The sequence below is a fragment of the Halomonas sp. AOP12-B1-6 genome, from assembly GCF_052379225.1.
Classification (GTDB): Bacteria; Pseudomonadota; Gammaproteobacteria; order Pseudomonadales; family Halomonadaceae; genus Vreelandella; species Vreelandella casei.
Map to the genome: position 1 here is coordinate 292,461 of NZ_JBQSYK010000003.1, position 25,368 is coordinate 317,828.

The 25,368-nt window shown below is 54.6% G+C and carries 19 protein-coding genes and 1 riboswitch; of the genes, 11 read left to right on the top strand and 8 right to left on the bottom strand.

Translation table 11 applies throughout. The features are described from left to right. The first annotated feature begins 61 nt into the window (after window positions 1–61). From ACT3TR_RS10465 to ACT3TR_RS10480, 4 genes are all read left to right on the top strand, one after another. A complete protein-coding gene (locus ACT3TR_RS10465; protein WP_444625255.1) occupies window positions 62–2,014 on the top strand; it encodes a TRAP transporter permease in 1,953 nt (650 codons plus the stop codon). Continuing rightward, complete coding sequence (locus tag ACT3TR_RS10470; RefSeq protein ID WP_444625254.1) at window positions 2,011–2,958, top strand: D-2-hydroxyacid dehydrogenase family protein; 948 nt, start codon at window positions 2,011–2,013, stop codon at window positions 2,956–2,958. The genes ACT3TR_RS10465 and ACT3TR_RS10470 overlap by 4 nt, the downstream gene beginning before the upstream one ends. Before the next feature lie 88 nt (window positions 2,959–3,046). Then, on the top strand, window positions 3,047–3,463 hold the full coding sequence (arfB, locus tag ACT3TR_RS10475) for an alternative ribosome rescue aminoacyl-tRNA hydrolase ArfB (protein ID WP_096278779.1): 417 nt from the start codon (window positions 3,047–3,049) through the stop codon (window positions 3,461–3,463). A 38-nt stretch (window positions 3,464–3,501) separates the two neighbouring features. Further along, window positions 3,502–3,708 carry a DUF1289 domain-containing protein gene (locus ACT3TR_RS10480; protein WP_444625253.1) on the top strand — a complete coding sequence of 69 codons (207 nt, stop codon included), beginning with the start codon at window positions 3,502–3,504 and terminating at the stop codon, window positions 3,706–3,708. On the opposite strand, the gene ACT3TR_RS10485 is transcribed toward ACT3TR_RS10480, so the two are convergent. The 6 genes from ACT3TR_RS10485 to ACT3TR_RS10510 form a co-directional block, all read right to left on the bottom strand. Continuing rightward, a complete protein-coding gene (locus tag ACT3TR_RS10485) occupies window positions 3,684–4,742 on the bottom strand; it encodes a proline racemase family protein (RefSeq protein WP_444625252.1) in 1,059 nt (352 codons plus the stop codon). The genes ACT3TR_RS10480 and ACT3TR_RS10485 overlap by 25 nt on opposite strands. After that, window positions 4,742–5,932, bottom strand: a complete 1,191-nt coding sequence (locus ACT3TR_RS10490; protein WP_096278775.1) for a zinc-binding dehydrogenase — start codon at window positions 5,930–5,932, stop codon at window positions 4,742–4,744. Before ACT3TR_RS10490 ends, ACT3TR_RS10485 begins: the two co-directional genes overlap by 1 nt. Window positions 5,933–5,954: 22 nt before the next feature. After that, the gene (gene corA / locus ACT3TR_RS10495) at window positions 5,955–6,923 is read right to left on the bottom strand and encodes a magnesium/cobalt transporter CorA (protein ID WP_096278773.1); all 969 of its coding nucleotides are present in this window, start codon (window positions 6,921–6,923) and stop codon (window positions 5,955–5,957) included. 108 nt (window positions 6,924–7,031) lie between these two features. Beyond that, on the bottom strand, window positions 7,032–8,411 hold the full coding sequence (locus ACT3TR_RS10500) for a sodium:solute symporter family transporter (RefSeq protein ID WP_096278771.1): 1,380 nt from the start codon (window positions 8,409–8,411) through the stop codon (window positions 7,032–7,034). After that, window positions 8,401–8,508: riboswitch (TPP riboswitch) on the bottom strand. It overlaps the preceding gene by 11 nt. A gap of 63 nt (window positions 8,509–8,571) precedes the next feature. Continuing rightward, window positions 8,572–9,174, bottom strand: coding sequence for a peroxidase-related enzyme (locus tag ACT3TR_RS10505; RefSeq protein ID WP_441684669.1), 603 nt, complete (start codon window positions 9,172–9,174; stop codon window positions 8,572–8,574). An 88-nt stretch (window positions 9,175–9,262) separates the two neighbouring features. Further along, the gene (locus ACT3TR_RS10510; protein WP_444625251.1) at window positions 9,263–10,762 is read right to left on the bottom strand and encodes a CoA-acylating methylmalonate-semialdehyde dehydrogenase; all 1,500 of its coding nucleotides are present in this window, start codon (window positions 10,760–10,762) and stop codon (window positions 9,263–9,265) included. 379 nt (window positions 10,763–11,141) lie between these two features. On the opposite strand from ACT3TR_RS10510, the gene ACT3TR_RS10515 reads away from it, so the two are divergent. Together ACT3TR_RS10515 and ACT3TR_RS10520 are read left to right on the top strand one after the other, a co-directional pair. Further along, the gene (locus ACT3TR_RS10515; protein WP_441684665.1) at window positions 11,142–11,552 is read left to right on the top strand and encodes a hypothetical protein; all 411 of its coding nucleotides are present in this window, start codon (window positions 11,142–11,144) and stop codon (window positions 11,550–11,552) included. 94 nt (window positions 11,553–11,646) lie between these two features. Then, window positions 11,647–13,371 carry a potassium/proton antiporter gene (locus tag ACT3TR_RS10520; protein WP_444625250.1) on the top strand — a complete coding sequence of 575 codons (1,725 nt, stop codon included), beginning with the start codon at window positions 11,647–11,649 and terminating at the stop codon, window positions 13,369–13,371. Between the two features lie 29 nt (window positions 13,372–13,400). Here the strand turns inward: ACT3TR_RS10520 and ACT3TR_RS10525 are convergent, their stop codons facing one another. Then, window positions 13,401–14,108 carry a DUF3581 family protein gene (locus ACT3TR_RS10525; RefSeq protein WP_441684662.1) on the bottom strand — a complete coding sequence of 236 codons (708 nt, stop codon included), beginning with the start codon at window positions 14,106–14,108 and terminating at the stop codon, window positions 13,401–13,403. 109 nt (window positions 14,109–14,217) lie between these two features. On the opposite strand from ACT3TR_RS10525, the gene ACT3TR_RS10530 reads away from it, so the two are divergent. Next, window positions 14,218–17,163: a hypothetical protein gene (locus ACT3TR_RS10530; protein WP_444625249.1), complete on the top strand. Its 2,946-nt coding sequence runs from the start codon at window positions 14,218–14,220 to the stop codon at window positions 17,161–17,163. Window positions 17,164–17,168: 5 nt separating this feature from the next. On the opposite strand, the gene ACT3TR_RS10535 is transcribed toward ACT3TR_RS10530, so the two are convergent. After that, on the bottom strand, window positions 17,169–17,885 hold the full coding sequence (locus ACT3TR_RS10535; protein ID WP_441684658.1) for a trimeric intracellular cation channel family protein: 717 nt from the start codon (window positions 17,883–17,885) through the stop codon (window positions 17,169–17,171). Window positions 17,886–18,126: 241 nt separating this feature from the next. Between ACT3TR_RS10535 and tssI the strand changes: the two genes are divergently transcribed. From tssI to ACT3TR_RS10555, 4 genes are read left to right on the top strand one after another with little or no spacing between them, the layout of a single operon-like run. Then, entirely contained in the window at window positions 18,127–20,253 is a 2,127-nt protein-coding gene (gene tssI / locus ACT3TR_RS10540; RefSeq protein WP_444625248.1) for a type VI secretion system tip protein TssI/VgrG, read from the top strand. A 26-nt stretch (window positions 20,254–20,279) separates the two neighbouring features. Further along, the gene (locus tag ACT3TR_RS10545; protein WP_444647232.1) at window positions 20,280–21,059 is read left to right on the top strand and encodes a DUF4123 domain-containing protein; all 780 of its coding nucleotides are present in this window, start codon (window positions 20,280–20,282) and stop codon (window positions 21,057–21,059) included. Continuing rightward, entirely contained in the window at window positions 21,056–24,316 is a 3,261-nt protein-coding gene (locus tag ACT3TR_RS10550; protein ID WP_444625246.1) for a hypothetical protein, read from the top strand. Before ACT3TR_RS10545 ends, ACT3TR_RS10550 begins: the two co-directional genes overlap by 4 nt. 15 nt (window positions 24,317–24,331) lie before the next feature. Then, complete coding sequence (locus tag ACT3TR_RS10555) at window positions 24,332–25,321, top strand: tetratricopeptide repeat protein (RefSeq protein WP_444625245.1); 990 nt, start codon at window positions 24,332–24,334, stop codon at window positions 25,319–25,321. The last annotated feature ends 47 nt before the right edge of the window (window positions 25,322–25,368 follow it).

The following is a 25,368-nucleotide window of genomic DNA, read 5'->3' on the forward strand; positions in this document are numbered from 1 at the left end:
CATCATATTTATACACGCCTGCAGTGGTTGCTAAAAGACACGTGAGCGTGGGAGTCATCCGATGGATACCCCTGGAAGCAATAAGATCGTTGAGAAGTACTCAGAAGACTCGGGCAAGCGCCAGCTTACGGGTGTCTGGTTTTTGGTGATGCGATCAATGGCAGTGGCGATGGCAGTTTTTCACCTTTATGCCGCCATAACGGGGGCCGTTAATACCCAAAATGCTATACACCTCTTGTTCGCTCTGCCGCTAATCTTTTTGGGCTACTCCTGCCGTGCGAAAGACAATCACCGCCTGCCTTGGTTTGATGTCATCCCTGTGATACTGGCAATCGCGGTTAGCGGTTACTACATCATGCAGTTTGATCGGATTATCTATGAGCTGGGTTACCTCATGCCGACCACCTATGATTTGGTGTTCGGGGTTCTGGCCATTTTACTTTTGCTTGAGGCCTGCCGTCGAGCCATCGGCCTTGCGTTTCCAATCCTGGTACTTATTGCGCTTTCCTATGCCTATTTTGGCAACTACCTACCCGGTGTATGGGGACATGGAGGATTTGGTTGGGCCGACTTAGTGGCGACTTTTTACATGAGCCCAACCGGGATTTACGGCAGTTTGATGCGCACTTCCTCAACGGTGATCGTGGTATTTATTATGTTTGGCGCGCTGCTGGTAACCACTGGCGGTGGCGATACATTTATGCGTTTATCTAATTCGCTGACTGGCGGCATGGCCGGAGGCCCCGCTAAAGCGGCCACTCTATGCAGTGCCCTATTTGGTAGTATCAGCGGCAGCACCGCTGCCAACGTAGCGACTACCGGCGTATTCACCATCCCCCTGATGAAAAAAAGCGGTTATAGCCCACGCTTCGCAGCAGCCACAGAGGCCTCTGCATCCACCGGCGGACAAATATTACCCCCTATCATGGGTGCCGCGGCCTTCGTCATGGCTGATGTTATTTCGGTGAGCTACCTAGAAATCATCGGTGCTGCCCTTATCCCCGCCCTACTTTTCTATCTAGCCATCTGGATGAGCGTTCACTTCGAAGCTAAGCGCCTTGGGCTAAACCCTATACCCAAAGACCAGCGCCCTACATTACGCGAGGGACTGTTCAACATTGAAACACTGCTGCTGCCGATCATTGTACTCATCACCATGCTGGTGCTGCGCTATACCCCCACGACTGCCGCCGTCGCCGCTTATTTCACAGCACTACTAATTTACCTATTCTCCTGGCGCAGCCCCGGCAGCTTTACGGATCGCTTGAAGTCGATTCCCGCTGCCTTAGAAGCGGGTGCGATGACCGCTGCAATGATCGCCGTTATCATCGGTAGCGTTGCGATTATTGCATCCGTCATCAGCCTTACCGGCCTAGGGCTTAAAGTCTCATCTGTGATTCTCGTCGTCAGCGGCGGCGATGTATTAATCACACTACTGTTGGCAATGGTAGTGGCGATCATTCTCGGCATGGGGCTCCCTACCGTGGCAGCCTACATGCTGGCTGCGTCTGTTGTAGCGGCTGCGTTTATTGAGGCTGGCTTGCCCAGCCTTTCATCGCATCTATTCATTCTCTACTTTGCAATCCTTTCCGGCGTGACACCGCCCGTTGCGCTAGCGGCCTATATTGGCGGCGCTATCGCGGGTTCACACTGGTTTAAAACGGCCCTGACGGCGACCAAAATATCGCTCGGCGGCTTCTTAATTCCCTTTATGTTTATCTACCATCCACCTCTTTTAGGCAATGGAACCGTGCTTGAGATTGCCCTTGCCGTGGGTTCTGGCATTATCGGTATAGTGGCGCTTGCGGCATCAACGATTGGCTTCTTTTTACGCCCATGCAGTTGGCTCGAGCGTGGATTATTACTCACCGCTGCACTGATGCTGATTAATGGTCAAGTGATGACCGATATAGCAGGCATTGCACTGATTATCGGGCTTTTTGGGTGGCAATACCGATTAAATAGTACTGATGACGCCCGCGCCCCTCTGCCAAGCAAGGAGCTCTCGCAATGAACATTGTCATTCCAGACGATTATCAGGACTGTGTACGCAGCTTAGACGCCTTCAAGCAGTTAGAAGGCCATGATGTGACGATTTATCATGACACCCTTACCGACCTGGATGCGCTAAGCACGCGATTGAAGGCCGCAGAGGCACTCGTGCTTATTCGCGAACGCACGCCCATCACGGCGGCCCTACTTGAGCGCCTGCCGAACCTCAAAGTGATTAGCCAAACGGGCGGTGGCGCGGCGCATGTTGATATGGCGGCCTGCCGTCGCCACGGTGTGACCGTGATGGCGGGCACCGGCTCGCCTAACGCCGCGGCGGAATTAACCTGGGGACTTGTGCTAGCCGCGATGCGCAATATTCCCGCAGAGGTTGAAAACCTAAAAGCAGGCCGCTGGCAGCGTACGCTAGGCACGGGCCTCAAGGGACGCACGCTAGGTATTTTTGGCTATGGGAAAATTGGCAGTTTAGTCGCACGCTATGGCCAGGCGTTTGACATGAAAGTGCTGGTATGGGGGCGAGAAAGCACCCGCCAGCGTGCTATTGAGGCTGGCCTTGACGTGGCCAAAAGCCAGGCGGATTTCTTCCAGCGCGCCGATGTATTAAGTCTTCACCTTCGTTTAAACGATGACACTCGGGGTATCGTCACCGCTGAATTACTCGCCCAAATGAAGCCAACGTCCCTACTGGTGAACACCAGCCGTTCTCAGCTACTGGCACCACAGGCGCTTGAACAGGCGCTGCGCGCCGGACGCCCAGGCCAAGCCGCGGTTGACGTCTTCGATACGGAGCCTGTCGTCACAAGCTCTCTGCTCGAATTGCCCAACGTAGTCGCCACACCGCACCTAGGCTACGTCGAAAAAGACAGCTATGAGCTCTACTTTGGCGATGCGTTTAGCAACCTACTGGCTTATATCAATGGGCAGTCAGTCAATAATTTAGCTGGCTAGGGTTGGTTAGTATCATTCAGCCAATAAGCCCCGCCTCTGTGCCAATTGTGCTAGCCTTATAGGTTCATGAGTAATACAGAGGACATGAATGCTCACCATTTCTAGCGACGTTACCCTGGCTGATTGGGAGATTGGTATTAGCCAGATTCGTGCCCAAGGCGCTGGCGGCCAGAACGTCAACAAGGTCGCTTCAGCCGTACACTTGCGCTTCGACATTCTGAGCTCCACGCTGCCACCACTCTACAAAGAAAGGCTAATGGCGTTGTCCGATCAGCGCATTAGCAAAGAAGGCGTGGTGATTATTAAAGCTCAGAGCCATCGCAAGCTTGAGCTAAATAAAGAAGATGCACTGGCACGTTTAAGAGAGCTGATACGGAGTGCCACCAAACCGCAAAAAATTCGCCGTGCCACTAAGCCCACTAAAGGCTCACAACGCCGCCGGGTTGACCACAAAACCCGCAAAGGTAAAGTCAAATCGCTGCGCGGCAAGGTATCTGCTTCATAAGCCATCGCTCGATTCTTAATGCCAAAGAGCTTTCAATCATGACTAAAGCCCATACACCCGCTAAGGTGCGGCCTATTTCGCCTTGCGTACAAATCTGCCAAATAGAATCGTCAACATCGGTATGCGAAGGCTGCGGCCGTACACTAGATGAAATAGCCTGCTGGGGAGCTATGACCGAGGCTGAACAAGCCCCGGTATGGGAACGGCTGGAAGCAGAAGGCTACGTCCCAGACTCTGTACGCTGATGGCGGTCACGCAATATATGATGTAGCTCGCCACAGGCCACCATGGGGTCATCACAGTTGATAACGATATCAGAGTGAGCCAACACGTAGCTGCGACCGGTGATGGTGTTTTCGACGACGTGATAATCGCCCTCTTGATGCGTGCCCGTGAAGGTGCCGATAAAGCCCGTCTCACGCAGCGAAACGGTCTCTAGCTTATCCCCCACGTTCAGCCGCCCTTCATAGTTCATTAGCGCTAAGCGTGCCGACGTACCGGTGCCTGTGGTGCTGCGGCAGATAACACCAGGGTGAACATACGTGGTGGAACGTGAGCGTATATACCCCTCCCCGACCTTCTCCTCAGGGCCCATAAAGTGCAAAAATGGCAATGGCCCCACATCTCCAAGCGTGTAATGGGAGAAGCCGCGCTGCGCTTTAATTGCCTCAACAATTTTATAAGCGCACTCAGCCAACGCTCGCTCCTCATCACGCACTAGCTTAAAGCCAAGCTCAGTCGCATCTACCAATGCATAAAAGCCGCCGCTATAAGCGATTGAGTAGGTCACATTACCAATACTCGGCACGTTAATCGTATCGCGATAGGTGTCGATATAACTGGGCAACCCGCTGCAGGTGACCGATTCGACAACGCCGTTATGCACCTTCGCTTCAATTTGCACCAGGCCCGCGGGCGCTTCTAGTTTGAAGCGCTGAATACCTTCTTGCTTAGGCACAATGCCGCTCTCTAGTACGGCGGTGGCCGTGCACAGCGTATTGGAACCAGAGTAAATGGGGTAACCCATCACTTCCATAATGATGTAACCCGCGACGGCCTCCGGATGGCAGGCTGGCACCAATAAATCGACCGACATTTCCGGCACGCCGTAAGGCTCTTCTAGTAGCAGGCGGCGCAATCCGTCGGCGTCATCGCGCAGGTACTCCATCTGCTCGCGAACGGTGGCACCGGGCAAACTATCAATACCACCCGTAACAATACGGCTAACATCACCACCGGCGTGAGTATCCATTAACTGAATGGTATGAAAATTATGCACTAGCGTTGCTCCTGAGCATCGGAAGAGGTGTTTTCAAGAGCGAACGACGCACCGTGGGAAGCCCACTGTGAATCGGGAACCAGCACAATTTTGCCCAGATAATTGCCACCTCGATTAACAAAATAACGCTCGGCAGCATGCAGGTCAGAAAGTTTAAACGCTGCATGAAGCACCGGTTTGAGTAGGCCGCTACGAATCCATTCGACAAGCTGCTCAGCCTCTTCACGAGTACCGTGAGAGACGCCAAAAATCTGCACCTGGTAGAGATAAATACGGGTCCACATCATTTCGCTGAGATTGCCACCGCTGGCACCGGCTATTGAAAGACGCGGATAGCTCTGACGGCCCTGCATATCGACAATCATGGTATCGATAAACAGGTTCGTCATCTCACCCCCGACCAGATCCATCACTGCATCAATCGGTTTGCCGTTAGTGGTAGCCAGCACTCGCTCAACAAACGTCGGCAAGTCGCCACGATCAATCACCGCCTCTGCGCCGAAGGCGCTTAGCGCATCGGCTTTATCTAGCTGGCTGACGGCGTAAGGGATGGCCCCAACGATTCGGCACAGCTGAATGAGCGCCGTACCCACGCCACCGCTGGCACCGCTTACCAGTACCCGCTCACCGGCACATATACTGGCAGCTGTCATCATGTGGTAAGCAGTTTGATACGAGCACATACCCATTGACGCCAGCTCAGCATCGCGCAGCTCAGGATTCGGCACAGCGTAAAACTGATCGGCTGGCACGGCGATATATTCAGCAAACCCACCGTCAGCACCGTGGCCGTAATAATCCGGCGTTAGATTGATATCGCGACGCTCGTCAGCGTAGATATTAAAATCGAGCAGCCCGCGCTCACCAATACGCTCAGCGCCAACACCTTCACCGACGGCTACCACGCGGCCTGCCACATCAGCGCCTTGAATACGCGGAAAGGTAAGCGTCGGCGTGCCGCCCATGGCAAAGGAAGTGACGTCGCCCTTATCTTTGGTGGGATAAAGACCTTCCCGGGCTTTTCGATCGGTGTTGTTCTTGGCCGTCGCGGTTACCTGCACCAACACCTCGCCTTGCCTGGGCTGCGGCGTAGCGACATCCTGATGGTATTCCAATTTATCGATATCCCCATGCCCGGTTAAGAGCATGGCAGCCATCGTCGTTGGTACCTTGTGTGCAGTGTCGGCCATAGATTGACTCCGTTGTATGGCGTTAAAACCAGTTTTTACGCTTGAATAACCAAATCAGTATTCCAGCGATGCCCAACATGGCTCCCCATACAAAAAAGTAGCCATACTCGTAGCGCAGCTCGGGCATATTGGCAAAGTTCATGCCGTAAATGCCGGCAATAAACGTCAACGGCACAAAGATCGCGGTAATCACCGTCAGCACACGCATAGTGATATTTAGCTGGTGGGATGAAATAGAAATATAGCCATCGATTAAGTCACCGCAAATTTCATAGTACATCTGGGTCAAGGTATAGAGACGTTCGAAACGATCCGCCACATCATTAATCGCGTGGAGCGTCTCGCTTTCTTCGCGGGGCACATGCTCGTAGTCGTAAGCCGTTAGCTCCTGGGTAATTCCCTGATGGTAGCTAAAGATTCGGCGCATTTTCACCAGCCGAGAGCGATAGGTGATGATCTTGCGCATGAGCGCATCGTTGCCATTTTCGAGTAGCTCATCCTCCAAATCGCTTAGCTCAGTTTCAAATTCGAGCAGACTATCGATATAAAAGCCGGCTGAAATATACATCACTCGCAGCGCGACATGCTCAGGGGAATGCGCCAGCAGTTTCTTGCCGTGCTCATTAAACAGCCGCTCAATGCTGAGCGCCTCACCGGGGTGAAGCGTGACTAGAAAGCGCTCACCGACAAAAAAACATATCTGCTGCGGCAGATAATTCAACTCAGCATCGAAGGAGGAAATACCCCGGTAGATAATCAGCGTGTGATTATCGAACTCTTCAATCTTTGGCGGATGGCGCTCCTTATGAGCATCCTGAATCGCCATGGGATGAAATTTGAAAGCCTCTAAAATGGTGCGTTCACTGTCCTGCGTCTCACCCTGCATATCGATCCAGATATGGCTGTCAGGCGTGGATTGCCACATGGCCAGCAAGTCTTCATTGCCTTCGTGAACCGCACCATCGGGCGTAGTAAGCATAGCTCTAATCATAGTCGTCCTTGCGATTAGCGAGCGCTCAGAAGCGCAAATCGTTCTACGTACTTATCCACTATAGCGATGCATTCCCGGCACACCAAGCCCACGCTAGGCGACTCCCTTCTACACAGGCTGTTTTTTTATAGCATAGGCAAGCGCCACGCTAACTAACGTTGACATAACCAATGCGCCCAGAAAAGGGCCTAACGTTGGAATGCTGTCAGGAAAGCTCGCCGCCACCACTCCTGCGCTGACACTGCCTTGGCTTAACCACCCGGGCAAAATAGCCCCGAGCAGCCCAGCAACGCCGCCCCCGATGGCGGCTATTGGCGTCATCCGTTGCCATAGCCCTAGCAACACCGGCACTACGATGGAGGCGCACAGTAAGTCGGCAATAAGGAAAAGCCGCAGTATCGATAATCCCTGTAAAGCAACCACTACCACGGGAATCATTAATGCAACCGTCGCCCAGCGGGCTGCCTCCAGCGAAACACCGCGCTTTTCGCTGCGTGCGACGATAAGCGAGGCAATGCCATTCTGGAGTGTATCAACACTGGAAGCTACCAAGGTAACAGCCAATACCAGCGCAGGTAGCGATAGCCAAGCGGGTGCATCCGTTAGCAGTGCGAAAAACGGCATAGGCGGTGTGCCCAGAGCAACACCGCTCATCGCTGCTAAAATGCCTAAACTACCAATAACCATTACCACCACCATCGTCATAGCGCCGCCTAGCCATGCGCCACGACCCAGGCTGTGGTCATCCTTAGCAGCCCATACGCGCTGCCAATAGCCCTGATGAAATAAATTGGCGGCCGTTACCGCAATCACTAGTGTTAATGCCACACTGAGCGCGCTGGTAACAGGGATAGCAGGCATCGCCGCTTCGCTAGGCAATGCAGGAAGCCGCCAAAGCGCCATGCTGCCTACCACGACCAATAGCACCAGCAGCAGCCAGGCCTGCCAGCGGTCAGTGGCAAGGCTGGCGCGCAGGCCGCCCACTACCGTGTAAATAAGCGTAGTCAGCGCGACGCCAATCACCACGAGTGAGGGAGGTACATCAGACAACAATGCTGTTATCGCACCAATCGCCGTTAGCTCGGCGGCCAAAAAGCAGGCCATGTAAGCAATGGACACCAGCGTGACCCAGCGCCGTACGCCGAGGCCATAGCACGCCTGTGCAAATTCGGCGATGCTACGCCCTTCGGGAAGCGCGCGGCGAATCTTAGGCCCATAAAGAGCTAAGATAATAAAGGGTAATGTGGAGCCAAACGCGTAGCCTGCTAGCGCAAGCGGGCCCACGAAGGCACCAATTTCAGGGGGCGCAAAGAGAATCCACGCCCCCATGCCTGACGCGAGAAAGGAAAGCCCGAGAGTCGAGCTCGTCTGCGAATTGCGAGCTGTCATATAGTCATCAAGCGGGCCATCAACCCTGCGAGTCCGCAGGCCTAAAAAAGCAAAGCAGCACAGCGCCGCGCCAAGTACGGCTGACGTTAGGTAAAGCATGTCGCGCTTCCTCCGCCGGTACGAACCGGATCAGGTTCCAGGGTCTGCGCAACGCGCATTCTCAGCCCCGTTGATAAGGGCTCCCCTGGCGACAGTGAGTGGAGGCGCTATCCTCACTGAAAACCGCGCCTCAGTAAAGGAAAGTGAAGGTAAGTAACGCTTAAACGTTACCAGTTGATGCCTCGCGAGGTATGCGCCCCATCAGATAAAACTCCTCATTAGGCGGCGTACCCGCCAGCGTGACCAGTCGATTAGACAAACCAAAAAAGGCTGCAATAGCACCGATATCCCAGCAATCCTCTTGGCTGAAGCCGACGGCCAGCAGCCGCGCAGACCACTCGTCGGTCATTTCACCCACATCTATCGCACAGTGCATAGCAAAATCGAGCATCACACGATGGCGCTCGCTAATAGGCGCCACGCGATGATTAATCGCAACCTGGTCGGCCAACAGCGGGTCTTTACTATAAATACGCACCAGCGCACCGTGCGCCACCACGCAATATAAGCAGCGGTTTCGCGCACTGGTAGCGACCACAATCATCTCTTTCTCTGCTTTAGTGAGCGACTCTGACTCCCGCTCCATTAACGCGTCGTGATAGGCAAAAAATGCCCTGAACTCAGCGGGCCGATGGGCCAGCATTAGGAAAACATTGGGCACAAAGCCTGCTTTTTCCTGCACGGCCAGAATCGTAGTACGAATATCGTCGGGCAACGCCTCGAGCGTTTCTGGCACGTTAAAGCGACTTAATGATGGCAACATAATCACCTCTTTATTGTTAATTGCTTTGCCCTACGACCATTAGGCCCCGCTTAAGCGGGGCCTAATATAGCTAAAATCGGCGTTTCTTTTAGCCCAGCGAAATCGTGCTATTAATGCCACTGGAAACGTTCTCCGGCTCGAACCAGCGTGCCGTGACGGTTTTTGTTTGCGTCCAGAATGCGATTGCCTGCTTACCGTTTGGCCCCAAGTCACCGAGCTTCGACGCCCGAGAACCGGTAAAGCTGAAATATGCCACCGGGACAGGAATCGGCACGTTAATACCAATTTGCCCCACATCAATGTCAGTTTCAAAGCGACGCGCCACCCAGCCTGAGTTGGTAAAAATCGAGGTGCCGTTACCGTTAGGGTTGGCATTGATAAAGGCAATGGCATCATCCAGCGTTTCAACACTGACCACGCAAAGCACGGGCCCAAAGATCTCTTCGCGGTAAATAGTCATATCGGCGGTCACATCGGCAAACAGCGTCGGCCCAACGAAGTTACCGTTAGGGTAACCCTCTACCTGAATGTTACGGCCATCGACCATCAGCTTGGCACCCTCTTTTTCACCCGCATCGATTAAGCGCAACACACGATCACGCGCAGCGGGTGAGACTAGTGGGCCTAAGTCTGCATCTAGCTGGGTACCCGGCCCCACTTTCATATTACGTGCGGCGTCAACAATATCGGTTAACCATTCCCGAGCATCGCCCACGAGCACGACCACCGAGTTGGCCATACAGCGCTGGCCTGCGGCGCCAAATGCCGAGCCCAGTAAATTATTAATGGCCTGGCTGCGGTTAGCGTCGGGCATAACCACGCAATGATTCTTAGCGCCCATCATCGCCTGCATCCGCTTGCCTGCCACCGCCGCGCGGTTATAGAGCAGCGAGCCTACGTGGGTTGAGCCAATAAATGAAAGCGCTTTGATATCTTGATGATCAGCAATTTGATTGGCGACATCCGGGCCACCGTGCACCACGTTGAGTACCCCCGGCGGGATGCCAGCCTCGTGGGCCAATTCCACCAAGCGCATGGTAGAGCTTGGGTCTTGCTCCGACGGCTTTAGAATAAAGGTATTGCCGGTCGCAATGGCCAGCGGAAACATGAAACAGGGCAACATGATCGGAAAGTTGAACGCGGTAATACCAGCGCCAACGCCGAGCGGCTGGTGCATGGTGTAAACATCCACTTCATTCGCCGCATTTTCTGCCAGCTCGCCAAGCTGTAGCGAGGTAATCGAACAAGCATGCTCTACGACTTCTAGCCCGCGACCTACTTCGCCTTCCGCATCCGGCAGAGTTTTGCCATGCTCTTCGGTAATCAATGCCGCGAGTTCCGACGTGTTATCGCGAATCAAGGCCTGGAGTTTGAGCATAATACGCATACGCTTGCCCAGCGGCACTTTACGCCACGTCTTAAACGCCTCTTTGGCGCTGCTAACCGCGCGCTCCACTTCCTCCGCCGTGCAGAACGGCACCCGCGCGACCACTTCTTGCGTCGCAGGGTTAACCACGTCGTGCCACTCTTGGCTTTGTGACTGCACGGGCTGACCATCGATAACCATAGGGATTTGGCGAACGGACATAGTGCTGCTCCTATTACTTGAAAATGCATATTTATTGTTGGAAAGCGGTTGCTGACACACGTTAGCGATAATAAATGGGTGCTCAGGGTATAGCAGCAAGTTGACGTTAACGTCAATCAGGTATCATATGAGTAAACAAAATCTTCGGCGTGGCGTCAATGAGCCTTTCCAATTGAGACAACTGATCCTACCGACGACACCGTGCTCGCCTGGAGCCGGGATTACGCCGGCGTAGCGCCGCTCAAAGGCGTGATGAATGGCAGTGGTGAGCATTGCTTGGAGGTAAATATTGATGTCCTGCCCATCGCAGACTGATGCAAATATTCCTCACCTAAGGTATAAAAGGCGCCTCACAAACGGCTTTTTCAAGGAAGATGCCATGCGGCATGGGCGTTGCGAACACAAGGAGCATCCGTCGCGATGGGTTTCCCGTCTACTCACTCTTTGCTGTTTTTCGATCTTACTGTTGGGTGCCGCTAAACACCTCTACTCACCTCATTTAGCAGGCGTGGCGCAGATTCATAAAAGCCTGCACAGTCAGTCGGATAAAGCGAGCGTTGCGCATATTCCGGATAAGCTGCGGATTCGAAATGACTCACTCAAGCAGCAAGCGGATGATAATCCTCTACAAATCTTTAAATTACATTCAGACGATGGATTCTTAAGCAACGTTTTCCCCACGCTAATGCCGCCCCTGCTCCATCAAAGCGGCGTTAACGGTTTTGTGCCTAACGATCGTTATTACTTTGGCGCCTCTCTTCCTCCCAGCAGAGCCCCGCCTAGCACGTAAGTCGGTTAGTCAACCGTTGTTTTATTAGTCACGACATGGCAGAAAGTTCACTGCCTGTTCGTGTTATGGGCGAAGTTAAAAGGGCTCTACGTTTATGTTTCAAGTTGATCATCTCATTTTACTTGCCGCGATACTGATATTAGTCGGCATCGTATCAAGCAAGCTATCTGCGCGTCTTGGCTTACCTGTTTTAGTACTGTTTTTAGTCATAGGGATGTTAGCGGGTGAGAGTGGTGTTGGCGGCATCGCCTTCGACAATCCCGCCGGTGCACATGCGCTCGGCACGCTAGCTCTCGCGATGATTCTATTTGATGGCGGACTACAAACGCCGACATCCTCAATTAAGAAAGTATGGAAACCTGCTTCGCTATTAGCGACTTTCGGGGTATTAATCACCGCCGTTATTACGGGGTTAGCGGCAGCTTATATTCTTGATTTACCCTTGTTAGAAGGCCTACTGTTAGGTGCGATTGTCGGATCAACAGACGCAGCGGCGGTCTTTTCGCTATTGCGTAATGCCGGCATACATATCAACAAAAAACTAAAATACACCTTAGAAATAGAAAGCGCCTCGAACGACCCGATGGCGATTTTTCTGACCGTAGGCCTGCTAGAAATACTGGTTAACGGTATGCAGCCAGGCGTGGGCTTGCTGGAGCTTTTCGTCCTTCAAATGGGGGTTGGCGCACTCGTGGGGCTTGGAGTCGGCTGGGCATCAGTAAAAATAATTAATCGTATACATCTTGTCGCATCGGGGCTTTATCCGGTGATGGTCGCGGCCTGTGGCTTTCTCTCATTTGGCATCTCGGCTAATGTTGGAGGCAGCGGTTTCCTCGCGATTTTTTTAACCGGCGTGGTGATTGGTAACCATAGAATTGTCTTCCAGCGCAGCACCTTCTTATTTCACGACGGGCTGGCCTGGTTAAGTCAGATCATGATGTTTGTGGTGCTCGGACTACTGATCAATCCCCTTTCGCTACTCGATGTCTGGCTTGAAGGTCTCATCATCGCCGCCGTGCTGATTCTAGTTGCCCGCCCGATTGCCGTTATACCGATTATGCGTCTATTTGGCTTCAACGCCCGCGAAACTACATTAGTCGCCTGGGTCGGATTGCGGGGCTCGGTACCGATTATCTTGGCTATTTTTCCGCTGATGTTTGGGCTTGAAGGAGCGGAGTTAATCTTCAACGTGGTGTTTTTCGTGGTGCTTATTTCAGCCACTATCCAAGGCACCACGCTTCCACTAGTGGCGCGCCGGCTTAGGCTCACTGAAAAACCGCCCGCCTTGTCAGCAGCCAGTATTGAAATCACGGCAATTGAAGAAGTCGATGCTGATATCGTTGAGTACACGTTGAGCGAACACCCGCGAGCGGCAGGACGGCGGCTTTCACAAATGGCCTTACCGGATACCACCGTGGTCGCCATGATTACCCGTGGTAAAGATGTCATTCCACCGCGAGGCTCAACGACGTTAATGGCCGGCGATCATTTGTTTGTCGTGCTTCGTCCTGAAACGCGTCCCTTTATTGACTGCGTGCTCTCTGATGCCGTGGATGACATCAGTAGCGAATTACCGGATCAGGAGCTGAAGCTTAAGGGGAGCACTAAGATAGACGATTTACACCACTCCTATGGCCTGTTGATCCAAGAAGAGGACCAGCATATGACGCTGGATTCGCTGCTACGCAATACCTTAGCCGGCCAGCCGAATGCTGGCGACTCGATACAGATTGAAGGGCTGACGTTGGCAGTGCTAGAAACGCTCGGTGGTCGCATTACCACGGTAGGCTTAACGGTACAGGAAAAGCCTAATCAGTAAGTAAGAGCAGCCATCAAACACATTGACGCCTAGGCCGTTTCGTAAGCGGCCTTTAGGCGATAAAACTCTTCTACAATCGCGGCCATTTCGTCTGCGTCGTAACTGCAAAGCCCGCTAACCACGAGCTTTTTAGAGCCGACCCCGACCGCTTCGCCGGCGGATTCAATGGAAAACTCCAGCAGCGCATCCGCGCGTTTCCCCTGAACACTCAGCGACGATTGATTTAACGTTAAACCCGGTGAAAAACCATCTAAGCGCTTGAGTGAAAAGCCCATGCTGTCGTAGATTACCAGTGGGCGTTTAGGGTTGAACATTACCCCATGCTGCTCCATCAGCGGTTTTAAATAGTGCGGGAAGTTTTTGCCCGAAAACGCTACATAGCAGCGCGCAAAGGCTTCCACTGCGGCTACGTCGTGGGTGGTTTCACCACTGCGCAGCACTTGTAAGTAGCATTTCCCGCTCTCATCGCAAACATGAACGGAGCCATTATCCGCTTCGCAAAATTTAAGCGGCGTCTCCGCCGCCACCATGTTGGTGAAACGAAACTCCATCTGCCGCGACAAACCGAACTTTGTCAGTACCAGTACAAATAGCAGGTCGCCAGGAACGCAAAAACGGCGCGCTCCCGGATTATGGATAGGGTTGTAGTCGCCAGCCACGCCTTTAGCGAAACGGCTGGCCTGCTCTGCAGAGATCACTACATACTCTCCGCGCTGCGCGTAAAAATCCTTAAACATGGCGTTAGCTGCCTGCCTAGCGTTGAAATCGAAAACCCGTCAGTGCCCAACGTCGCGCATAATGCCATAAAACACGGCTCAACAGGAGTTATCTGCTAGGGAAGCCACTATGTCAAATGCCAACACGCGTAAAAAACGCTTACCACGCCTGCTATTAAGTATGTTGATTGGGCTACTGTTTATCATCGCTATCTGGGTGGCAGGCAGCTATTGGCTGCTCAACAGCCAGTGGCTGCCCGAGCGCATTTCTCAATTTGATGGCATTGAAATACGTTGGGAGCAGGGCGCCAGCCGCCACCCCGGCCGCTGGGAAGTAGAGGGTCTGTATTTAGCACGCGAAGATGCGGCGCTGCCCATCAGCATTGAAGCCGAGCGGGCGACTCTTTCGCTCTCTCTATTCGCCCTATTACGCGGAGAACTGCATATCGAAGCGCTGGATGCCGAAGGCATCCGCCGCCTCACCGTAGGTGATATTGCCCTTGAGGCGCAGGGCCAGCTGCACGTGGCGGATACCACGTTAACGCGCGACACCTTAGCGATCCCCGACTTTTCCCTAGCGATTACTGACGGTCGTTTAGTGCGCTTGAGTGATCATGCCACGTTAGTACGCGATATCAATCTCAACGCGGATGCAACATTAACCAGCGTGACACCCGTGGCCGCTGCGACGGGTGAACTGAATCCCGATCTATTGTCAGCGCTTTCTGCCCAGCTACAGATTGAGGCGCAGGCAGATGCCTGGGATGTTTTCATGCCTTACCTCAACGCCCTGCCCTGGCTGACTCTTGAGGGGCGCGGGGCTTTAGCAGGCGCACTTGATCTAACCGCTGGTGAGTTACAGCACGGCAGTGTTTTAACGCTGGATTCCCCTACGCTGCGTTTAGCGGTCGATGAACAGCGCCTACGCACACCCAGTGGCTCACCGCGCTGGCTCATTGCAGACAACCCACCCCCGCGCCACACGGCAACCGGCAAAGGCCAAGTCCGCCTGGCGGTTGAGAATGATCAGCTACATTTTTCGACGCAACTGGCTGACGTAACGCTGGCTGACACTCATCCCTATGCTGAAAATGCTGAGCTACGCCTTGCCACTCAGATACCCAATCAGCGGCTAGACCGGCTTGATCTCCCCACCAATGTCACGCTCGCCTTACAGGGCCGCGTGATTCGCCTGGACATGTTTGATCGCTATCTAGCGCCAACGCTTGACGGCAAAGGCATACGGCTTTCCGGCAATGGACAAATAGAGGCGAGCGCCACGCTGGTTGATGCTCGCCCTCAGCAGGCGTCGCTGGCCATTCAGGCACCGCTGCTTGCTGCCGAGACGCTAGATTTTAAAGCACAGGGCAGCGGCTCACTTACTGCACGACTCACGCCTGACGAACACATTGACGCCCGCTTAACGTTCGCCAATGCGACCCTAACGCACCATCAGCGAACATTGCTTGCCGATGCTGACATCGAGTTAACGGCAAAGAGCCCGTTAGACACACAAAGGGCGCGCCAAGAAGCAACGGCAACCCTCAGTTGGCAAGCGGCACAGCTACCCGATATTAGCGTGCTTCAAACGTACCTGGGGGCGATATTACCTGAGCCTGCCCCGCTTCAACTGCTGAGCGGCCAAGCCAGCAGCCACGGCCAGCTTCAGGTAACGTCTGAGCAGGCGACTGGGCAAGTGCATCTATCCGGCGAAGGAATGACCACCCGTTGGCAGCACGGCGAAAGCACCGGCACTCTCACAAGTGATATGCAGCTTTTTCTGCCTATTCGACAAGCGGCGTTGGATGGCTCCGCGTTGAATATCAGCGGCACTCGGCTGAGCTGGCAAGTGGCCAACCTAGAGCAGCCTGACGAGCAGCTGGAAAGTATTTTGATTCTCACCGACGGCCGATTTCAACGCCGCGAAAACGTGCCTAGCGGGCAGTTTTCCCTTGAAGGTAGCGTGCAACAACTGGGCTTCTTAAATACTTTTCTTCCCGATGTTCATGGCCTATCGCTGGCAGGCAGCGGCCAGCTTTTTGCTCAAGGAGCCTTTCGCGACAAACAGTTCCTAGCACCTACCCGGCTACGCGTTAATGCTAATCAGCTTGAGGTCGCCTTTCTCGACTACTTGGCTACCGGGCGCGGCGAACTCACCGCTCAGTTGGACAGCGCTGAGCAGGCTCAGCTATCGCTGGGTATCCCTAACTTCGCGCTGATGCGCCAAAACGATGACCGCCCCCACCTTGAAGGCCGCCACTTTGCGCTTACCACTCAAACCGACCGCTTTAGCGAGGTGCTTAAGTCGCCACAGCCAGAGCACTTCGTCACCCGCATCGCTATGCCGATTATCGATGTGCCAGACTTTACTCGCTACAACCGCTATCTGCCCGAGGATGCCGGGGTTCGCTTGCTAGGTGGACAAGCAAACCTTGCCAGCGAATGGAGACTTGATGGGCTAGAGGCCCAGGGGGAAATCACGCTTCGTGCCTTTGGTGCTGACATGGAGCTGCTTGATCAGCGGTTACGTGGCGATGTTGAAGTTTACTTAAATCTAACCGAAGGCGATTTACAAGCGCGGCGCTTCACCGCCAACGACTCGTTTCTACGCTTAGAAAACGTGTTTCGGCTAAGTGAGCAAGGTGCGCCGGACGCCGGCTGGTGGGTACAACTCAGTATGGAGCAAGCGCAGCTTGAATGGGATGACCCTATTCACCTAACGAGCCAGCTGCGTTTGGGAATGCGCGATACCGGCTTGCTGGCACGACTGTTCTTAGCCCGTGCCCGTGAAAGTGATTGGCTAGGCAGATTGTTAAACGTGCACGATATCAACGGCACGGCTCGGCTGCAGATCGACGACCAGCGTATTCGGCTACAAGATCTTACGCTTACCGGCGGGCCGCTGCTGCTGCTCTCCGACGTTACTCTGCAAGACAAGCTCGCTAACGGGGCACTTTATGCCCGCATCGGCCCATTGGGCGTTGGCGTAGCGCTAGTCGACAGCGAACCTACTCTACGCGTGATACAACCGCGCCGGTGGTTTGATCATTGGCAAAAAACTCACCAACCAGAATGATAGTGTTAGCGTTTTTTACGCTCTCGACGAATCATTCTGACCCGCTCCTTGGCTTTTTGCGGGCTAGACAGCGGCGTTGTGCTCTCATCATGGGTTTTTGGCGGCACGGTGACCCAGGCAAACACCGGCAGCGCTAAATGCCAGTGAATTGCCGCTAAGCGCAGCCCTAGCGTCACGCTTAATGAGGCGCCAATGGTTATCGTCAGCGGTACGTTCAAGGCGTCTAGCGCCACGTAAACAATCCCACCGGCCATGGCGGCAGTGGCGTATATCTCTTCGCGCAGCACCATCGGAACTCGCTGGGCCAACACATCACGGATCATGCCCCCCGCCACGCCGGTCATCATGCCCATCAATACAGCCACCGTGCCGGAGCTACCGAGTAACAGCGCTTTATGCGTGCCAATCACCGTAAATAACGCCAGCCCAAACGCATCCGCCACCGGTAAAAAGCCGCGAGAAAGGCGATGGATATAGTGAAACCCTACCAGGGACACACACACGGTGGCTAAAATCACCCATAAATACGTCGGATCCGCCACCCAAAATACCGGTCGTACGCCCAGGACTAAATCACGAATGGTACCGCCACCAATCCCGGTTACCGCCGCGAGTACCAGCATCCCCATCGGATCCATTTTTGACCGGCATGCCAAAATAACGCCTGAAAGCGCAAAAACAATAACCCCCGCCATGTCCAGCCAGTAGATCACCCCCGACACGCCCCTCTCCTTTTTTTTACCTGCGACTAAGGCAGGCAGAATAACACCTCTGCCACAGCTCATGAGGGCAACGTTGTTTACTTTTTAATCATCAAACGCCGATTTTGTAAGACATTGCCTACACGGCTTGTAAGACATTGCCGCTAGATAGCGACCAAGGGTTGCTGTGAGGAGTCAGGTCGTTATCCTGATCGTTTCTCATTTGTTTAGATTACCCTTGTCAATTATCCCTGGAGGGGGCATGACGCTCAGCACCGGTTTGCAATTCACGGTGACGCTACCCGGCGTTGATGATATCGCGGTGATCGATTTCACCCACCGCGAGACGCTCTCCCAGCCCTTTGAATTGGCGCTGAACCTGGCTAGCCGCGATGGCCGCCTAGACGCCGCCGATCTTCTGGACCGCGAAGCCACCCTGACTATTTGGCAGGATGGCGAACTGCTGCGCCGCGTGCACGGCATCATCGCTGAATTTGGCCGAGGTGATCGCGGCCACAGGCGCACCTTTTATTCGCTAGTACTGCGCCCCGCCCTTTGGCGGCTTTCGCTACGCCAGAACTCGCGAATTTTCCAGAAGGCCGACCCGCTCACCATCATCAACACCCTGTGCGATGAGCGCGGTATCACCGATCTGGCCTTTGCGGTTAACCGAACCCTTCCTGAACGCGAGTACTGCGTCCAATACCGCGAGACGGATCTCGCCTTTATCGAGCGTCTCGCCGCCGAAGAAGGTCTGTTCTACTTTCATGAATTTGCTGAACGAGGTGAAGGCAGCGATGGCGGCGCCCACCGGCTGATCTTTGCCGACGATCCGCAAGTGCTAACGAGCCTTGGCGAACGCACTTATCACAGCCGAGCCGGTGGCACGGCTCCCAGCCGCCACGTACGCAAGCTGAGCCAAAAGGCCCGCGTCGCCGCGGCCTCCGCCACGCTGAAAGACTACAGCTTCAAGAACCCGGCTTACGCGCAGTTGCACGAACATCTGGGCCGCGATGTCGAGACACACGGTCAGCAGTCTGACTACGAACATTTTGATTACCCCGGCCGCTATAAGCAGGACGCCTCCGGCGAGCCCTTCACCCGCATTCGCCTGGAGCAGCTGCGCCGAGAAGCCATCACCGCCAATGCTGAAAGTGATCTGCCCGAGCTCGCGCCTGGCCTGCGCTTTACACTCACAGATCACGATACTGAAAGCCTCAACCGTGATTGGCAGGCGATAAGCGTTACTCACCACGGCGAGCAGCCCCAGGCGCTGGAAGAAGATGGGATGACTCAAGGTGATGCCAACGGGATGACCCGTTATTACAACCAGGTCACGCTAATTCCCGGTGATGCCCCTTGGCGAGCCACCCCTAATCCCAAGCCCCGCGTGGATGGCCCTCAAGTAGCCTTTGTGGTTGGACCAGAAGGCGAAGAAATTCACTGCGACGAACACGGCCGGGTCAAAGTACAGTTCCCCTGGGATCGCTACGCCGAACCTAATACCGCCGGGGCTAGCGGCGAAGCCGCTGGAAAAGACGCCAGCTGCTGGGTACGCGTCGCCCAAGGCTGGGCGGGCGGCGGCTACGGCAGCATCGCCATTCCGCGCATCGGCCACGAGGTCATCGTCTCGTTTTTGGAAGGCGACCCTGATCAGCCCTTGGTCACCGGGCGTATCTACCACGCCGTGAACACCACGCCCTACCCTCTTCCCGAGCACAAAACCCGCACGGTGCTGCGCACCCAGAGCCACAAAGCCGAAGGCTTTAACGAGCTGCGCTTTGAAGACGAAGCGGGTGAAGAACAGATTTGGCTGCACGCCCAGAAAGACCTGGAACTGTTAACGCTTAACGACCGTATCGAAGAGGTCCGCAACGACAGCTTCTTGAAGGTCAATAATGACCGCATCAGCGAAGTCGATAACGACGACCACCACACGGTTCACGGCAACCGTTTTGAACACACCGAAGGCCAGCAGCACTTCAGCGTTGACGGCACGCTACATATCGACGCAGGCCAAGCATGGCTCAGCGAAAGCGGCCGCGAGCTGCACATCAAGGCAGGTCACAAAGTCGTGCTTGAAGCGGGTGACGAACTCACCCTGAACGCAGGCGGCAGTTTTCTTAAGTTAGATGGTAGCGGCATTACCATCGCTGGCCCCAAGGTACGCGTCAACGCTGGCGGAAGCCCTGGCAATGGCAGCGGGCAGGCGGTGGAGGCTCCCCTACTGCCCGGGCATGCGATGGCTGAGGTGCATGAGGCGATACCGCCCACCTCGCTGCCCAAGCTGAAGGATTACCAGCTAAGTGAAGCGGCCATCATGCCTCTCTGCGGCAAGATCAGTAACACCCAATGCTCGCGCGAGGATTGCCCATGCCTGGCTGGTTAAACCAACTAGCAGAACGGTGCCGTCCGGTGGATAACCTATCTGAGATGGAGAATAGGCAGCGCGGATTTGTGGTACTTGACCAGCGCCGGTCGCCTGAGCAATGCAGACTACTGCTATCACTTACCGGCAAACGTGATTTTGTCACGCTATTTGCGGGCACGCCGCTTTCGCCTCTACTGGATGCCAGCCCCTGGCTACTGGATGTTGAAGTAGGCAGTGAAGCTTGGCATTACGCCAAAAATCTCTGCCAGCAAGGTTTGGGATGGGTATGCCAGCCACAAGCAAATCAAGCCCTACATAGCATTGCAGACCACTTGCGGGCCCTTTTTGTACTGGATGACCCCCACAGCGGCAAATCACTGATCAACCTTCAACAGCCTGCGGCCTGGATCGCACTGCTCGCCAGCGCCCCCGCAAGCATTTACTCACACTGGTTAACTCCTCTGCATCAAGTGGCAACCCCCACACCTCAGGGCCAGTGGTCTATTTGGCAGGCCGATGCGCCAACGTCCTCTGCACCGGAACGCTGGCAGCTTACTGCTGATATGGAATCTGCGTTGAACGAAAGCCAACAGGCGTGGTGGTTGAGCCGAATGACGAAGACACCGCTAGCTTCTTTACCCAATGCTTGGTTGGCACGGATGAAAATAGCGATGCAGGCAGGCATCAGCCGCTCGGATCATTTAAAGCGGCTATTGCCCATTATTACGGACGTAGGCGAAAGGCTGCATATTCAGATAGACGACATTCTGAACACGCCCCTTTCTTCACGCCAAAAAGTACAGCAGTTGGAGCGCCTGTTATGAGTACTGAGCAAACCTCAGAGCGCCATCTTGACCCGATGGTGGTCAACATCTTTGAGCCACCGGAATCTGACGGCGAAAGCGCCGGGAAAAGCGCAGCGCACGTCTGCAAAGAGCAATGCTGGGCCGATATTCTGTATCTGCCAGGAACGCATACGTTCTGGTTGCTGACGGAAGAGGTCTCAGACATCTTACTGGAAGCCGCAGAACAGCTTAAGGCGTGGACACAAGAAGAGGATGCCACCGAGCGACTTCGGGTACTCAACGAAGAAGCCGGACTAATGGAGTGCCTACTGCCGACCCGCGCCGAAAACTTCCTCGACGACAGCGAAAGAGCACGTTATAAGTCGTGTTTCGAACAGCTAATTGAAATTACCTCTGTTGACCAAGAGAGCTTGGAAGATCGCATTGCGCGCCAACGCTCTTTGCTCTGGCAATTCACGACGCCCGCGTTATTGGATCACTTAGCGCGACATTTCAGAGACCCCAGCGCTGTGCGCCTGGAAGACGAACTGCGTGACCTTTACCAAGCGGGCCTAAATCGCGCGCAGGAAGCGGGCTATAGTATCGAAGGTGAAAACTACTATGGTCCCTGGGAAACAGAAATCGAGCAGGCGTTGGAAACCTACCGTTCGTGCCGGGCCTTGGCTCAGCGCGAGTATCACTTCAACCCTGGAAGCGAAGGAGAAGCCACTCCCTTCTCGCTGCAAGAGGTGCTCGCCGAGTATCAAACCTTCATTGGTTTGTGCGAATCCATGCCGCCTGACGAGGCAGCGCAGCAATGTAACTTTGTGGGCCACGTCCAGCAGCTCTCTGAGCAGCAGGAAAGCAAGTATAGCGACTATCTGGAGAGTATCCTCACCCTTGCTTCGCTCGGTATCGCCACCCCCGAACTGGCGCTATCGGCAGCCAACGTCGAAACAGAGGCGCTGGACGAGGGTGTCAGTGCCTTCGACACTTACTGCAAAGTGCTCAAGCAAAGCGTCGAGTTACACCAGGCGGTTGAGGAAAAACTCAGCGAATGGGAAAGCGGCACCGCCGGCAATGCCAAACTGCCTATCTTTTTGTTCGAACAAGAACGGCAACATTATGAAAACCTCCAGGAGACGCTAAGCGATCTGTTCACACGGACCGATGACGCCGTCAGCAAGATGGAGCCCGGTCGCGTCCTTATCTGGCATACCGATATAGAAGACGACCGCCATGCTATGGGCTACCAGAAGCGCGAGATCGAGCTGCTGGTTCGCCGTGATTTCCCATTACGCGAGTTTAGCTCCCCCCAGGCAGGCCAGTCGCTCAGTCACCTCAGCCTTTATCAGTTGATGCCCGCCATGACCCGAACCGAGCGGCAACGGCTGGATAATTCCATGGGCGCGGACGGGGTATTGCCTGCAAAGTTATGGGAGGCGCCTGAAAGCGCGCTCTCCCAATGGCTGCAAGGGCGTGGCTGTGAGCCAATAGAGCATCGTTTCGACTGGCATGAAGAGCCGTTGGGTTTTTTCCAGCCTGAAAGCTTTTTCGCCTACCTTGAGGAGCAGGGGCATGAAGTTGACTCTCTCGACGGCGCCAGTAAAGAACAGTGGGGAGCCGCGCTGCAGAAAATTCTGTTCACCGGCCCGAGCCGTGAACGGCTGCGCTTGTTCGACGCCAGCGCTCAGGCCCAGATGATGCGGCTGGTCGGCATGGCCAGGTTTGATCTCAACGAACCACGCAGTGACGGCGACCGCGATACCCCCTGGGATGTCGTCGCCCAGCAATCCACACTGACGTTCTTAGACGGCGAACTGGAAATGAGCAGTGGCGGAAGTAACGGGCTGAAGACCACACGGCGCGACGAGCTTGCCATCAAGCGGCCTTCCAATGGTATGTGGCAACTCGATGATAGTGATTCAAACAAGAGTTCTGCCGAGGCCACCTATCGCTGGGAAACCAAGGGCACCTTTAGCCTGGCGCGGGGGGAGCTGCCACTGGGGCGACTAGTCCTGCCGCGAGAAGAGCAGGCTCAGCAGGTGGTCGCCACTCTCTCCGAGGTTGATGAACAGCGCGCATTAGGCCGCTATGTCTTAGTCGTGGACGCAGTTGCCAAAGGGTTTGCGGGTGCCAGCCTAGCACTGGCGGCCGAGACGGGCATCTCCCTTGGCGAGGAAGGCCTCAGCGTGAGCGGTGTCGATTGGGCAAAACGGGAAGCCGAAGGCGCAACCATCGAGGCCTTTGCCGGTGCCCGGCTGAGTATCGAAACCCGCTGCGCATTAAGCTGGGAGCCACCCGCTAACCTAGAACGCATCCTCCCCAACCGGGCGGCGCGCTCCGAGATGAACATGCAGCGCGCCAGTCAGTCACTGACGGGGTGGCGCAAACTTGGCACCGCCACCCTTGCGATGGAAGTGGCTGAAGGCTTAGGGGGAAGGCTTGGCTTAGCACTGGGGATGCAGAACGGCAAGTTCGTGTTACGTATGGCCGCACGCGTCGTGATCGGCAAAGGAGCTGGGGGCAGTTTTTCCGTCGAACTGGATATCGACAGCCTGGATTTGTGGCTAGTGATGCTCCATCGCGCCATGGTGGATAACAACTACGTCCAACCCGATTGGATCGATGATGACGCCTACCAAAGCATGGGCCGGCTGGGCTATCTCGCCACCACCACCCTGCTGAATGTCGGTCTGCTTGCCGCTCGCGGCCAAGCAGGTATCGAGCGGCTCTATAGTGCCATGATCGGTGGGCAGAACGCGGGGCCGATTGCATATGTACTCGCAACGCGCGATGGCGAGGATTTAGATCAGATGAAAGCTTGGGTGCAGCAGCTCACTCCTGATTCGCTGGGAGCACTGCTATACCTGCTCGTTAGCGATCCAAGAAGGTTTGAGGTAGAAGAGCCCGGTAGAGGAAGAAGTGGTGGCAACAGCCAAAGCTTTAATGCTCATGAAGCATTGGACTATCAGCAAATCGCCATTGCTAACTGCTTAGGCTGGATTGTAGAGGGTGTCACGACCGGCGTTTATGGGACACTGTGTCGCTTTAGCAGAGAAGCCCCCACGCCCTCACAATATCTGTTTGCCAAAGCGCTTATTTGTATGAGCGAGACCGGCAAGCCATGGCATGACGACCCGAGCCATGCCTACCAGCGCCGTAAACGTGACTTGGAGGGATTTATGGAGCGGGTTGGCACAAGGAGTCAGCAAGCTGCTTTAGCAAAAGTTAACTACCGCGGCTACGTCGCAGGACTTGCAACGGAAGTGTGTGCTACTGCAGAAAGCCGCTAAATAAGGAATGAGATTATGCGATCAAACTTACTGGTCACACTGGCAGGACTGACACTCACAGCGCTTATGATACCTTCTGCGTGGGCACTGGACGAAGAGGCACAAGCCGCCAAAGATGAAGGGATGCGCTTATACAATACTCATCAACGCTCTATCAGTACGCCTTTTTTAGAGCAAGCAGCAGAAGCGGGTGATGTCGAAGCGATGTACTACCTAGGCGAAGTGAACCGTTTACGGCATATGGGGATGAACCAAGCAGCTTTAGAGTGGTATCACCAAGCCGCCCAACATGGTGACCCCCACGCCATGCTGCGCCTGTTTGATGGTGGGGCCTGCGAGCTGGGTGACGTCTGCCCGGAAAATGGCGATGACTGGCCCCAGGCGGCATTGGAGCTCACGCTGCCCAAGGCCGAAGCAGACGACCCCGACGCCATGGCCGCGCTGTACGATATTTATTACTACGTTGAAGACCCCGATGAAGACGAAGCGATGAAATGGCTACGGCGCGCCGCCGAGGCGGGCCATGTGGAATCCATGAACTTGCTCGGAGAGATAGCCCGCAACGACGAAGAGGGTTACACCAGCGATACTGAGCGCCTGGAAGCTGCGGAGTATTGGTTTAACCAAGGAGCTGAGCTTGGTTACGTGCCCGCCATTCACAACCTTTCTCTTAATTTTATGGAGTTAGGACAACCTGAGCAGGCATGGAGATGGATGCAGCTAGCATCCGATAAAGGACATGTTGATGCACGTTTAGGAGTTGGCTGGTGCTATCTAGAGCCTGAAAGGGATGCGCTATGTCAGAATAATAAAGACATTGTCAAAGGTGTAGGGATTTTGTCTGCTTTAAGGCAACAAGCGAATCTTGAAATGGTGAAAGGACTTCTAGATAACTTTAAGTCTAAACTTAGCAAAGATCAATTAGATGAAGCCGAAGCTATTAAAGAAGAGTGGTTAACAAAAGAGCCTTCGCTATCGCAGTTCCCCGAGAAGTTTGGCCCGTAATGTTACCGAAAAGATCAAACCTACTGCCCACACTGTCAGGACTAACA